This window comes from Streptomyces sp. NPDC059247 (genome assembly GCF_042754005.1).
In the GTDB taxonomy this organism is placed as follows: Bacteria; Actinomycetota; Actinomycetes; order Streptomycetales; family Streptomycetaceae; genus Streptomyces.
This window is the reverse complement of sequence record NZ_JBHYZW010000006.1, coordinates 255,127-267,367: the sequence shown is the minus strand read 5'-3', so window position 1 is coordinate 267,367 and position 12,241 is coordinate 255,127. Positions and strand designations below refer to the sequence as shown.

Sequence of the window (12,241 nt, the reverse complement as noted above, 5' to 3'; positions counted from 1 at the left end):
TAGTCCGCGAGGCCGAGCCGCCTCGGCCCTGAGGCGGTCGGAGGCGGCCGGGGAGGGCCGGGGAGGGCCGGAGGCGAGGCCGGGCGAGGTCCAGTGAGGGGCTCGGGGCGGTCCGGGAAGGCCCGGAAAGGTCCGGGTCGGTCCGTGGGCAACCCGGTGGGGCGTCCCCGCGTCTTGAAGGGTGGCGCCGCATGTGATCGCGGTCTCACCGACGGTGTGGTCGAGTGCCCCGCGAGCGGCGCCGGATCGCCCTCCGTGCCGGGTCTGACCTGCGCCTCAGCGGGTTCCCGCAGCATGTCCATGGGGTCGTCCGGCCGCGCAGGATACTGCATGATCGCGAAAATCCATGTGCCGGGTGGGAATTCTGTCCTGATTCCAGTCGTTGTTTCCGTCGGATGCAGGGCACCCGAAAGGGTGTCGCGACCTACTCAGCAAGGGAGCACGCATGGCAACCCGTGCCGTCGCCCGTCGTCAGACCTCCGCCACGAGCGGAGCCGCACGGGCCAGCAGCGTTCGCGCCGTGGGCGGGGAGATCGCCGACCGCGACCTGGTCGGCATGTACCTCGACGAGATCGCGCGCACCCCCCTGCTCGACGCCGCCAAGGAGGTCGAGCTCTCCCAGGCCATCGAGGCCGGGGTGTACGCCCGGCGGATACTCGAGGGCGAGATCGAGAGCGAGGCGGGTGGCGCGAGCCGCGAGGAGCTCGAAGCCCTGGTGGCCGAGGGCGAGCGTGCCAAGGAACTCTTCATCAAGTCGAACCTGCGGCTCGTGGTCGCGGTCGCCCGGCGATACCCGCGCAGCGGGCTGCCGCTGCTCGACCTGATCCAGGAGGGGAACGCGGGCCTGGTGCGCGCGGTCGAGAAGTTCGACTACGCGAAGGGCTTCAAGTTCTCCACGTACGCCACGTGGTGGATCCGCCAGGCCATCACCCGTTCCATCGCCGACCAGTCCCGCACGATCCGGCTCCCCGTCCACCTGGTGGAGGAGCTGGGCCGCATCCGCCGGGTGCAGCGCGAGTTCAACCGGGAGAACGGCCGGGAGCCGGAGCCCGCCGAGGTCGCCGCCGAACTGGACTCGACGCCCGAGCGGGTCGTCGACGTCCTGGACTGGGCGCGGGACCCGGTCTCGCTGAACATGGCGGTGGACGACCAGGGCGAGACGCAGTTCGGTGACCTCCTGGAGGACACCTCGGCGGTCTCGCCGGAGCAGTCGGTGCTCACGCTGCTGCGCAGCGAGGAGCTCGACGACCTCATCGACAAGCTCGACCACCGGACGGCGTCCATCATCCGGATGCGGTACGGGATCGAGGACGGGCGCGAGCGGACGCTGACCGAGGTCGGCAAGCAGCACGGACTGACCCGCGAGCGCATCCGCCAGATCGAGAAGCACGCCCTGCTGGAGCTCAAGAAGATGGCCCACGACACCGGCTTCGACGCGGTGGCGTGACCCGCACGGCCCGTAGGGGCCCCGGCCCTCCCCAGGGAGGACGGGGCCCCTACGTGCTTTCCCGGGCCGCCGACCGGCACCGGACGGACGGGCCCGGCACCGGACGGACGCGCCCCTAGCCCCGGGTCGCCGCCGTCAGGCGTCCCGCGAGGTCCGCCATGTGGGCGTGCAGCGCGGGCGGGCCGTGGACCGTGAAGGCGGCGTCCACGAGGGCCAGCCGGAGCGCCAGCCACTCCACCGAGTCCGCCGACCGGGCGCGCAGCCGGCAGGACGACGGGCCCGTCGGCTCCGGCGCCAGGTGCGAGGGCAGCCGGGCCGCCACGGACCCGGCCGGAGCCTCGAAGGCGATGTCCAGCTCCAGCTCGGGCTGCGCCCGGGACATCGAGCGGGCCAGGAGCTGCGCCGCGTCGCCCGCCGGAAGCTCGCGCGGGCTGAACCGGGCGCCGGTGGCCAGCGGATCGCTCACCCGGTCCACCCGGAAGGTGCGCCAGTCGTCCCGCCCCAGGTCGTAGGCGACGAGGTACCAGCGGTGCCCGGTGGACACCAGCCGGTACGGCTCGACCAGGCGTTTCGTCTCCGCGCCGTCCCCCGCCCGGTAGCCGAACCGCAGCTTCTCGCGGCCCGTGACCGCCGCCGCGAGCGTCGTGAGGGTGGCGGGCGCGACCGTCGCCCCGTCGCCCCGGGTGAGCGGGATCGTGGCGTTCTGGAGGGTGGAGACCCGGTGCCTCAGCCGTGCCGGAAGGACCTGTTCCAGCTTGGCCAGGGCTCGTACGGAGGCCTCCTCGACGCCCTCGATCGCGTGTCCGGCCCCGGCGCGCAGGCCGACCGCGATGGCGACCGCCTCCTCGTCGTCGAGCAGCAGCGGGGGCATGGCCGTACCGGCGACGAGCCGGTAGCCGCCGACCGCGCCCAGCGTCGCCTCCACGGGATAGCCCAGGTCACGGAGCCGGTCGACGTCACGGCGGATGGTGCGGGGGGAGACCGCGAGCCGTTCGGCGAGTTCGCTTCCGGGCCACTCGCGCGGGGTCTGGAGGAGCGAGAGCAGATTCAGGAGTCGTGCCGGAGTGTCCGTCATGCTCCCCAGGATGCGGCCCATCTAGGACATGTACTGACCTAGATGGGTCTTATCTTCTTCATATGAGTTCACACGACGCCGTCCTGGACGCGCCCCCCACGGACACCGAAGCGGTGCCCGCGCACACCGACCAGGGCGACAAGCGGCGCTGGATCGCCCTGGCCATCGTCATGACGGCCGCCTTCATGGACCTGGTCGACGCCACGATCGTCAACATCGCGATCCCCAGCATCGAGCGGGACCTCGGGGCCGACTTCGGGGCCATCCAGTGGATCACCGCCGGGTACGCGCTCGCGTTCGCCGCCGGGCTGATCACCGGCGGCAGGCTCGGCGACATCTACGGCCGCAAGCGTCTCTTCCTCCTCGGCACGGCGGGCTTCACGCTCGCCTCCGCGCTCTGCGGCTTCGCCTCGAACCCGGAGATGCTGGTCGCCTCCCGTCTCCTCCAGGGCGTGGCGGCGGCGATGATGGTGCCGCAGGTCCTGTCGATCGTCCACGTCACCTTCCCCGCGCACGAGCGCGGCAAGGTCTTCGGCATGTTCGGCGCGATCGTCGGTCTGGGCGCGGTCTCCGGACCGCTGCTGGGCGCGCTGCTCACCCAGTGGAACATCGCGGGCCTGGAGTGGCGTCCGATCTTCCTGATCAACCTGCCGGTCGGCATCGCCGGTCTGCTCCTGGGCTGGAAGTACATCACCGAGTCGAAGGCGCCGAAGGCCCTCAAGCTCGACCTGGTGGGCGTGGTCCTGGTGACCGCCGCGCTGCTGATGCTGGTCTACCCGCTGACGCGCGGCCGTGAGCTGGACTGGCCGCTGTGGGGCCATCTGATGATGGCGGGCAGCCTGGTGGTGTTCGGCGCCCTCGTCTCGTACGAGCGGTACAAGACCCGCAAGGACGGGTCGCCGCTGGTGGAGCTGTCGCTGTTCCGGGTGAAGAGCTTCGCCGCGGGCATCGCCGTGCAGCTGACCTTCGGTGTGGTCCTCGGCATCTTCTTCCTGGTGTGGACGCTCTACATGCAGATCGGCCTCGGCTGGAGCGCGCTGCGGGCGGGTCTGACGGGCGTGCCGTTCTCGATCGCCGTGTCGGTGGCGGCCGGGATCTCGGTGCAGAAGCTGGTGCCGCGCTTCGGCCGGAAGGTGCTCCAGGCGGGCGCCCTGACGATGATCGCGGGCGTCCTCTGCTACTTCTTCGTGGCCGGCCGGTACGGGACGGAGATCCACCCCTGGCAGATGCTCGTGCCGCTGATCGTCATGGGTCTCGGCATGGGTCTGATCGTGGCGCCGCTGACCGACGCGGTCCTCTCGGAGGTCCCGAAGGAGCACGCGGGTTCGGCCTCGGGCCTGATCAACACGACCGGCCAGATGGGCAACGCGCTGGGCCTCGGCCTGGTCTCCGTGGTCTTCTTCGGCACCATCGACGACGAGCGCCTCGCCCGGGTCCCCGGTGAGGTCGGCGCCGCCTTCACCGACGCCTTCCAGAACTCGCTGGGCTGGGCGGCCGGCGTCCTCGCGGTGATCTTCCTGGTGATGTTCGCCCTCCCGGCGAAGCCCAAGCAGCACCTGGAGGGCGGCGGGGAGGACCAGGACACCGCCGTCCCCGCCCCGGTGGAGAAGGAACCGGCGCTCGCCCACTGAGCCCGGCACCCCGGCGCGAGGGGCGGTGCGCACCCGGCGGAAGCCGTGGGCGCACCGCCCCTCGCGCGTCGGCCGGACCGGTGGCGTGCCCGGGGGCACGCGCCGGTCCCTCGTGCGCCGGTCCGACGAGCCGGTGCCTCGCGCGTCGGTCAGACGACGCGGGAGCGGGACTCCATCGCCTCCCGGGCCGCGCGCTCGTCCTCGTACACCTCGCACATGTGGCGGCCGTCCGGTGTCGCCGTGTGCTCGACCTCCCAGAGGCTGACCTCGCTGCCGTCGAGCAGCAGGAACTGGTGCTCGTAGAGGGTGAATCCGGCGGCCCGGCCGCCCTCCAGCGGGCAGTGCCGCCCGAAGGCCTGGGTGATGTGGTGGGCGAAGGCGGAGCGGAGCCGACGGGCCGTCCGCTCGCCCGGCCGGTCCGTGTTCTCCGCGCGGCGCAGGACGCGCCGGGCGTGGTCGGCGGAGTTGTCCGGCACGTACATCCTGGGCTGGGCCGGTATCGGCCGGGTGAGCAGACCGCTCAGCAGCTCCAGGTCCTCGTCCTCCTCGGGGGCGCGGCCGTCGGCACGCTCCGCGCTCCAGCCGGGCAGCGGCCCGGTCGGCAGGCGCGAGGCCGCGAGCCGCGCCTCGGCCTCCTCCGCGTACAGCTCGTAGTGCTCGGTGCCGTCCCGCCCGGCGTTGTGCGTGAGCTCCCAGAGGGTGAGGGCGCTGCCGTCGCCGAGCAGATAGGTGTGACGGTAGGTGGAACGGTGCAGCGACGCGCTGTGGTGCGAGGAGTGCAGCGCGCTGGAGTGCGCGAGCGCCGTGCTGAGGCGCTCGACGGTCGAGTCGGGCAGATCGAAGGAGTTGAGCGCCCGGCCGAGAAGTCGCTCAAGGTGCGTCTCGGTCGTCTCGTACGGATCGTGAGGATCCTGCGGATCGTTCAAGAGGGTCTCCAGGCCGTCGCCGCATGTCACTCGGTGCTTGCTAAACGTAGTCCCTGGTTCTGACATCATGTCCGGGGTTCCGGAAAACGAAGGGCGTGCGGCAGAAGTTCCCGCCCTGTCCCGTCCGTTCCTTTTCTTCTTCCTTTCCCTTTCTTTCAACTTCCTTTGTTTTCAGGCGAATCCATGGCAACTTCCGACCCGTACAGCTCGCTGTACGAGGGGAAGTCGCCCCCCGGTCCCCGCCTGCCGCCGGGGGCCGCGAGCACCGCACGGACGATCGCCCGGGTCACCAGATCGGCGCCCGCCGCGAGGATCTCGTTCAGCGCCAGCGGCCCCGGCTCCACCGGGAGTTCCCGCACCCCGGTGGCGAGCGTGAAGACGGTGTCCCCGTCGTTCATCAGATGCACCGGACGCAGGGCGCGCGCGATGCCGTCGTGCGCCGTCCCCGCGAGCTTCTGCGCCTGCGCGCGGGTGAGGACCGCGTCCGTCGCGACGACCGCGAGCGTGGTGTTCAGCGGCGGCGGCACGGACGCCGCCCGCGCCTCGGCGAGCCGCCGCACGGCCGCCCCGTGCACCCGCGCGTCCGGGAAGACCGGCCGCCCGCCCGTGTGATGACTCCCGTACAGGACACCGGTGGCCGGGTCCACGGCGGAACCCACCGCGTTCACCACGACCAGCGCGCCGACCGTGATCCCCGACTCCAGGACGGCGCTCGCGGAGCCCACCCCGCCGCGCAGCCCGCCCACCACCGCGCCGGTGCCCGCGCCGACCGCGCCCGTCTCCACGCGCGCGCGGTCACCGCTCGCGTCGGCCGCCGCCACCGCCGCACGACCGGTGGCGGCGTCCGGCCGGGCCCGGAAGTCGCCGCCCCGGCCCAGGTCGAAGACGCAGGCGGCGGGCACCACCGGCACCACATGGGCCGGATCGGGCCCCACCCGGACGCCCCGGTGCCGCTCCTCCAGCCAGGCCATCACCCCGGCGGCGGCCTCCAGTCCGTACGCGCTGCCGCCGGTCAGGACGACCGCGTCGATCCGCTGGACGACGTTCCTCGGGTCGAGCGCGTCCGTCTCCCGCGTCCCCGGACCGCCGCCCCGCACGTCCACGGCGGCCACCGCCCCGCCCACCGGCGCCAGCACCACCGTGGTGCCGCTGAGCGCGCCCGGCCCGGCCACGCGCGCGTGCCCCACGCGCACCCCGGCCACATCGGTGATCCCGTCCTGCTCCCACGTCCGCTCGGGTGGTGTCATGTCCCCTGCCTACCACGCCCGCCCGCCCGTCGCCGGGGCGTCAGCCGGACCCCGCGGGCCCGGTCCCCGCGGCCCCGCTCCCCGCCGGACCGCGCGCCGCCGGTCCGGTCCCCGCCGGGCCGCGCGCCGCGAGCGTCGTGCCGACCGCGACCGTGGCCGCCGCGACGAGACCGGCCGCGAGCACCGCCCAGCGGCCCGCGAAGGAGCACAGCAGCACCGCGAGCGCGGCCACCGGCAGCACGAGCCGCTGGGCGGTCCCCACCTTGAAGTGGCGCGCGTGGAGCAGCCACACGGACAGCAGGTACAGGGCCGCGGGGACCGTCACCGAGGCCGCGGCGGCCGTCGGGGACAGGTGCGCCTTGCCCACGACGTGCTCGACGGCGATCTCCAGGCCCGCGCCCACGGCGGCGGCCGACGCGAAGATCACGTAGTGGCCGTACCCCCACAGGAAGCCCTCCCGGCTGGAGGTCAGCCGGGTGTGCGCGGGCACCACGAAGTAGATCCACCAGGCCGCGAAGACGAGCAGCAGACCGCCCAGCGCGATCGGCAGGACCTCGCCGAGGGCGTCGTGCTCGACGACCCCGGTCTGCACCGCGACCGTCGCCGCGGCGACCGTCTCGCCGAGCACGATGATGGTGAACAGGCCGTACCGCTCGGCGATGTGGTGCGGGTGCCAGGTGCTCGGCGCGGCCCTCTCCGCGAACGGCGGCACCGACATCTCGGCCACCGCCATGACGAGGAAGACCCACCCCCGGGCCTGCTCCGGCACCAGGAGCAGGCCGATCCAGCCCGTCTGGACGAGGGCGACCCCGGCCGCGTACCGCAGGCACATCGTCCGCTCGGCCGGGTCCACCGCGTGGTGGGCGGCCCGCAGCCACTGCGAGGCGAGCGCGAGCCGCATGACGACGTAGCCGAGGTAGACGACGAGGAAGTCGTGGTCCTCGAAGGCGCGCGGCACCCCGGCGGCGAGGACGAGCACCCCGGCGATCTGGAGCAGGGTGACGACGCGGTACAGCACGTCGTCGTTGTCGTACGCCGAGGCGAACCAGGTGAAGTTCATCCAGGCCCACCACACCGCGAAGAAGATCATCGCGTAGTTGAGGACGCCCTGTCCGGCGTGCCCCCCGGCGACCGCGTGCACGAGTTCGGAGCCCGCCTGGGAGACGGCGACCACGAAACACAGGTCGAAGAAGAGTTCGAGCGGGGTGGAGGCCCGGTGCGACTCCGCGCGGGAACGCGCGGTCAGCGGCAGGAACGGTTGTGTCATCGCCCCAGCACAGCAGAGCCACCCCCTCCCCTCCCCGTGCCACGCGCCCGCCCACCGGGTGCTTCCGGACGGGCGGGGAGGGGAGGCCCCGGGGCGGGGCGAGGCCCGGGCCCGGAGACCCGTAGGGGGTCCCGGGGCCGGGTGATCCCGTAGGGGCCGGGGGAGGGGAGGAGCCGATCCGGTACGGCCTCCAGACGCTTGCCGGTCCCGTACGGGCTCCCGCCGCCGGGCGATTCCGCGGGGCCTCCGGTGTCCGCCGATCCCGTACGGGTCCCAGCCCGCGCCGGTTCCGTGCGGTCTCCGGGGGCGCTCACCGATCCCGTACGGGCTCCCGCCCGTCGGTCCGGTCCGTGGCGTCGCGCGTCGGACGGGGCTCCCGGCGCCCGCCCCGCCCGGGCGGTCTCAGGCGGCCCGCGCTCCCGGGCGTCCGCTCGTCGTCGTTCGCGTCGCTCCCGGTGCGGGAGCGACGGCCGCCTCCGCGCGCCCGTCCGCCTCCGCGTACCTCGCCGCCACCAGCCCCGCCACGCGCGCGTGGTCCGCGAGGGGTTCCGACACCGCCCAGGCGCCCGGGACCCCGGCCAGCGCGCGGGTGAAGCGGCCCGGGGCGAGCAGATGGGCCGCGAACGCGACCCGCCGGAAACCGGCCGCGTGCAGCCGGGCCACCTCCTCCACGGGGTCCGGCGCGCTCGCCGAGCAGTACGCGACGGTCACCGGCACCGGCAGCAGCCGCCGCAACTGCCGTACCGCCGCCAGGGTCCCGTCGTCGCCGCCCGGCCGGGACGAGCCCGCCCCGGCGACCACGACCGCGTCCGCCGGGCCGCCCGCCGCCCGCTCGGCGGCCCGCAGCCGGTCGTACAGCGCGAGGGCCACCCCGTGCTCCCCGGCCAGCCCCCGGGTCACCGCGCAGTCGAAGTACCGGGCCACGGAGGGGATGTCGACCGTCCGGTGGTAGCCGTCGCCGAGGAGCAGCGGGACGACGACCGCGCCGGGCCGGTCCGCGAGGACGTACGGCAGCGACGGCTTCCGGTGGTCGAGGTACCCGACGGTGACCGGCGCGCCGGTCAGCGGGCGGACCGCGTCGGCGAGCCGCCCGACGGTCGTGGCCGCCTCGGGGACCGCGCTGCCGTGCACGGCCAGAACCAGGTTCCGCTTCATCCCAACCTCCAGCCCGCCCCTGCCGATTGCCCGGGGACCTGTCGGCACCCGTCGATCCCCGGACCCCCCACGGGGTCCGGTCCCGCGTCCCGCCGAGCCCCCGGAGCGGCCCTGGCCGAGGCCGGCCGGTTCCCCGTGGGGCCCGGCCGGGCTTCGTCCGGGGGAGACCGGTCGGGGGCGACCCCTCGGGGGCGGGGCCCGTTCCCGTACACCCCGAAGGGGGCCCCTACGGGCCCGTGCGGGCCGCACAGCCGCACGGACCACCGGGGCCCCTGCCGGGGTCCCGTACGGGCGGTCCCTTCGGGGGGAACCCGTACGGGCGGTCCTTCGAGGGTCCCGTCCGGGGCGTCCACGGGTGTCCAGGGACGTCCAGGGCGTGGCCGGTCCAGGCCGGTCCAGGCCGGTCCAGGGGCGGCCAGGGACTCCGGGGGACCCCGTACGGGTCGTCCGTCGCCGTCGTACGGGCTGTCCAGGACCGTACGACGGCGTACGACACCACCGTCCGGGGGCCGCGCGGCGGTGTCGTACGCCGCCACGGCCCCCACCCGCTCACGCTAGACCCGGCCGCCCGCCCCCCACCCGCGCCGTTCGGCCCCGCCCCCAGGGCCACAAGTCCCTGATCCTCGGGCCCTTCACGCCCCCGACCCGGCCACCCCGCGCCCCTACGGTCGGAAGGGAAGTGCCGGAAGCACCCCGGTACTCGTACGCGACCCCCACGGAGACCGCCATGGCCACGCAGCGGACCCAGAACCTCGTCCTCATCGGCCACGGCATGGTCGGCCACCGGCTCCTGGAAGCGCTCGCCGAACGCGGGGCGCTCGCCGACCCGGACGACCCCGAGGGCCCCGGCTGGCGGGTCACGGTGCTCGCCGAGGAAGACGTCCCCGCCTACGACCGGGTCCACCTCTCCTCCGTCTTCACCGGCACCGACCCCAACCAACTCGGCCTCTCCACACCCGAGTTCCTCGCCGGGCACGGCATCGACCTCCGGCTCGGCGACCCCGCCGAGCACATCGACACCACCGCCCGCACGGTCACCGCCACCTCCGGCACGGTCGTCCCGTACGACACCCTGGTACTGGCCACCGGCTCGTACCCCTTCGTCCCGCCCATCCCCGGCGCCGACGCCCCCGGCTGCTTCACCTACCGCACCCTCTACGACGTCGACGCCCTCACCTCCTACGCCGAACAGGCCCGCACCGGAGTCGTCATCGGCGGCGGACTCCTCGGCCTGGAGGCCGCCGGAGCGCTCCGCACCCTCGGCCTCGCCACCCACGTCGTCGAGTTCGCGCCCCGGCTGATGCCGCTCCAGGTCGACGACGGCGGCGCGGCAGCCCTGCGCGCCACCATCGAGTCGATGGGCGTCGCCGTGCACACCGGCGTCGGCGCCGCCGAGGTCGAGCTGGACGCCGACGGCACGGCCCGCAGGCTGAAACTGTCGAACGGCGAACGGCTCCCCGCCGACGTCGTCGTCTTCTCCGCCGGGGTCCGGCCCCGCGACCGGCTCGCCCGCGAGGCCGGACTCGCGGTCGGGGACCGGGGCGGGGTCGCCGTCGACGAACACTGCCGCACCACCGACCCCCGCGTGTACGCGATCGGCGAGTGCGCCCAGACCACCGACGGACGCGTCTACGGACTGGTCGCCCCCGGCTACCAGATGGCCGAGACGGTCGCCGACCAGCTCGCGGGCCCCGGCACCACCGTCTTCACCGGCGCCGACACCTCCACCAAGCTGAAGCTGCTCGGCGCGGACGTCGCCTCGTTCGGAGACCCGTTCGCGGACGGCCCGCAAGCCACCGAGATCGTCTTCTCCGACGGCCGCGAGGGCGTCTACAAGAAGCTGCTCCTCGGCCCCGACGGACAGCTCCTCGGCGGCATCCTGGTCGGCGACGCCGACGCGTACGGCTCCCTCAAGCCGCACGCCGGACGGCCGCTGCCCGGCCCGCCCGAGGCGTTCCTGCTGCCCGCCTCCGCCGCCGGGGCCCGCCCGCCCGGCGCGGACGCCCTCCCCGACGACGCCGTCGTCTGCTCCTGCCACAACGTCACCAAGGGCGCGGTGGCCGGGGCGGTCGCCGAACACGGCCTGACCGACATCGGCGGCGTCAAGCGCTCCACCAAGGCGGGCACGGGCTGCGGCGGCTGCGTCAACACCCTCCAGGCCGTCCTCGACGCCGCCGGGGTCGCCCGCCGCGCGGGCCTGTGCGAGCACTTCCCCGGACTGTCCCGCCCCGAGCTGTACGAGAAGGTCCGCACCGGACGCGTCCGGTCCTTCACCGCGCTCATGGAGCGGTACGGCTCCGGCGGCGCGGGCTGCGCCGTCTGCAAGCCGGTCGTCGCCAACGTCCTGGGCACCCTCGCCCCCGAACTCGGCCTCGGCCACGTCCTGGACGGCGAACAGGCCGCCCTCCAGGACTCCAACGACCTCTTCCTCGCCAACCTCCAGAAGGACGGCACCTACTCGGTCGTCCCGCGCGTCCCCGGCGGCGAGATCACCGCCGACCAGCTCATCGCCATCGGCGAGGTCGCCCGCGACCACGGCCTCTACACCAAGATCACCGGCGGTCAGCGGATCGACCTGTTCGGCGCCCGCAAGGAGGAACTCCCCACCATCTGGCGCAGGCTCATCGCCGCCGGACTCGAATCGGGCCAGGCGTACGGGAAGTCGCTGCGCACGGTCAAGTCCTGCGTCGGCTCCCGCTTCTGCCGCTTCGGCCAGGGCGACTCGGTGCGGCTGGCCATCGACCTGGAGCTGCGCTACCGGGGCCTGCGCGCCCCGCACAAGTTCAAGGGCGGGGTCTCGGGCTGTCTGCGCGAGTGCGCCGAGGCCCGGGGCAAGGACATCGGCGTCATCGCCACCGCGAGCGGCTGGAACCTGTACGTCGGCGGCAACGGCGGCACCGAGCCCCGCCACGCCGACCTGCTCGCCTCCGACCTGACGGCCGCCGGACTCCTCGCCCTGGTCGACCGCTTCCTCATGTACTACATCCGGACCGGGGAGCGCCTGGAGCGGACCTCGGCGTGGCTGGAGCGGATCGGCGGCACCGCGCACCTCAGGGAGGTCCTGATCGAGGACTCGCTGGGGATCCACGCCGAGCTGGAGGCGCAGATGGAGCGGCACGTCGCCGCCTACCGCGACGAGTGGCGGGCCGTCCTCGACGACCCGGCGGCGCTGGCCCGCTTCGAGCCGCACACGGGCGGGGTGGAGTTCCTGGAGCCGGGCCGGGGCCGGGCCGCGGTCCTCGCGGACGGCACGGAGGCGGCGCTGTTCCGGGACGGCGACGGCACGGTGTACGCGGTGGGCAACCGGGACCCGTTCTCGGGCGCCGACGTCATCGCGGACGGGATCATGGGCAGCCGGGACGGGGTGCCGGTGGTGGCGTCCCCGCTGTACAAGCAGGAGTTCGACCTGCGGACCGGTGCCTGCCTCGACGACCCGGAGGTGTCGCTCCCGGTACTGCCGCTGGACCCGCAGGGAGCGGTCCGGACGGGGTGA

The 12,241-nt window shown here is 74.1% G+C and carries 8 protein-coding genes; 3 read left to right on the top strand and 5 right to left on the bottom strand.

Annotation, left to right across the window (positions count from 1 at the left end; genetic code table 11):
* Positions 1 to 445 precede the first annotated feature (445 nt).
* On the top strand, positions 446 to 1,447 hold the full coding sequence (locus ACFXGN_RS14735) for an RNA polymerase sigma factor RpoD/SigA (RefSeq protein ID WP_384858271.1): 1,002 nt from the start codon (positions 446 to 448) through the stop codon (positions 1,445 to 1,447).
* 115 nt (positions 1,448 to 1,562) lie between these two features.
* Here the strand turns inward: ACFXGN_RS14735 and ACFXGN_RS14730 are convergent, their stop codons facing one another.
* Positions 1,563 to 2,522: a helix-turn-helix transcriptional regulator gene (locus ACFXGN_RS14730; RefSeq protein ID WP_384858268.1), complete on the bottom strand. Its 960-nt coding sequence runs from the start codon at positions 2,520 to 2,522 to the stop codon at positions 1,563 to 1,565.
* A 62-nt stretch (positions 2,523 to 2,584) separates the two neighbouring features.
* On the opposite strand from ACFXGN_RS14730, the gene ACFXGN_RS14725 reads away from it, so the two are divergent.
* Positions 2,585 to 4,153, top strand: a complete 1,569-nt coding sequence (locus ACFXGN_RS14725; RefSeq protein WP_384858266.1) for an MFS transporter — start codon at positions 2,585 to 2,587, stop codon at positions 4,151 to 4,153.
* Positions 4,154 to 4,302: 149 nt separating this feature from the next.
* Here the strand turns inward: ACFXGN_RS14725 and ACFXGN_RS14720 are convergent, their stop codons facing one another.
* The 4 genes from ACFXGN_RS14720 to ACFXGN_RS14705 form a co-directional block, all read right to left on the bottom strand.
* On the bottom strand, positions 4,303 to 5,145 hold the full coding sequence (locus ACFXGN_RS14720; protein ID WP_384858567.1) for a DUF6227 family protein: 843 nt from the start codon (positions 5,143 to 5,145) through the stop codon (positions 4,303 to 4,305).
* Between the two features lie 89 nt (positions 5,146 to 5,234).
* Positions 5,235 to 6,326, bottom strand: coding sequence for a P1 family peptidase (locus ACFXGN_RS14715; RefSeq protein WP_384858263.1), 1,092 nt, complete (start codon positions 6,324 to 6,326; stop codon positions 5,235 to 5,237).
* 40 nt (positions 6,327 to 6,366) lie between these two features.
* Positions 6,367 to 7,593, bottom strand: a complete 1,227-nt coding sequence (locus ACFXGN_RS14710) for a low temperature requirement protein A (protein ID WP_384858260.1) — start codon at positions 7,591 to 7,593, stop codon at positions 6,367 to 6,369.
* A gap of 402 nt (positions 7,594 to 7,995) precedes the next feature.
* Positions 7,996 to 8,748, bottom strand: coding sequence for a sirohydrochlorin chelatase (locus ACFXGN_RS14705; protein WP_384858257.1), 753 nt, complete (start codon positions 8,746 to 8,748; stop codon positions 7,996 to 7,998).
* 727 nt (positions 8,749 to 9,475) lie between these two features.
* Here ACFXGN_RS14705 and nirB point away from each other — a divergent pair.
* Positions 9,476 to 12,241, top strand: coding sequence for a nitrite reductase large subunit NirB (nirB, locus tag ACFXGN_RS14700; RefSeq protein ID WP_384858255.1), 2,766 nt, complete (start codon positions 9,476 to 9,478; stop codon positions 12,239 to 12,241).

Bases quoted from the DNA above. Each gene is read 5' to 3' on its own strand.
- ACFXGN_RS14735 (WP_384858271.1), top strand. From the start codon at position 446: ATGGCAACCCGTGCCGTCGCCCGTCGTCAGACCTCCGCCACGAGCGGA.
- ACFXGN_RS14730 (WP_384858268.1), bottom strand. From the start codon at position 2,522: ATGACGGACACTCCGGCACGACTCCTGAATCTGCTCTCGCTCCTCCAG.
- ACFXGN_RS14725 (WP_384858266.1), top strand. From the start codon at position 2,585: ATGAGTTCACACGACGCCGTCCTGGACGCGCCCCCCACGGACACCGAA.
- ACFXGN_RS14720 (WP_384858567.1), bottom strand. From the start codon at position 5,145: ATGTCAGAACCAGGGACTACGTTTAGCAAGCACCGAGTGACATGCGGC.
- ACFXGN_RS14715 (WP_384858263.1), bottom strand. From the start codon at position 6,326: ATGACACCACCCGAGCGGACGTGGGAGCAGGACGGGATCACCGATGTG.
- ACFXGN_RS14710 (WP_384858260.1), bottom strand. From the start codon at position 7,593: ATGACACAACCGTTCCTGCCGCTGACCGCGCGTTCCCGCGCGGAGTCG.
- ACFXGN_RS14705 (WP_384858257.1), bottom strand. From the start codon at position 8,748: ATGAAGCGGAACCTGGTTCTGGCCGTGCACGGCAGCGCGGTCCCCGAG.
- nirB (WP_384858255.1), top strand. From the start codon at position 9,476: ATGGCCACGCAGCGGACCCAGAACCTCGTCCTCATCGGCCACGGCATG.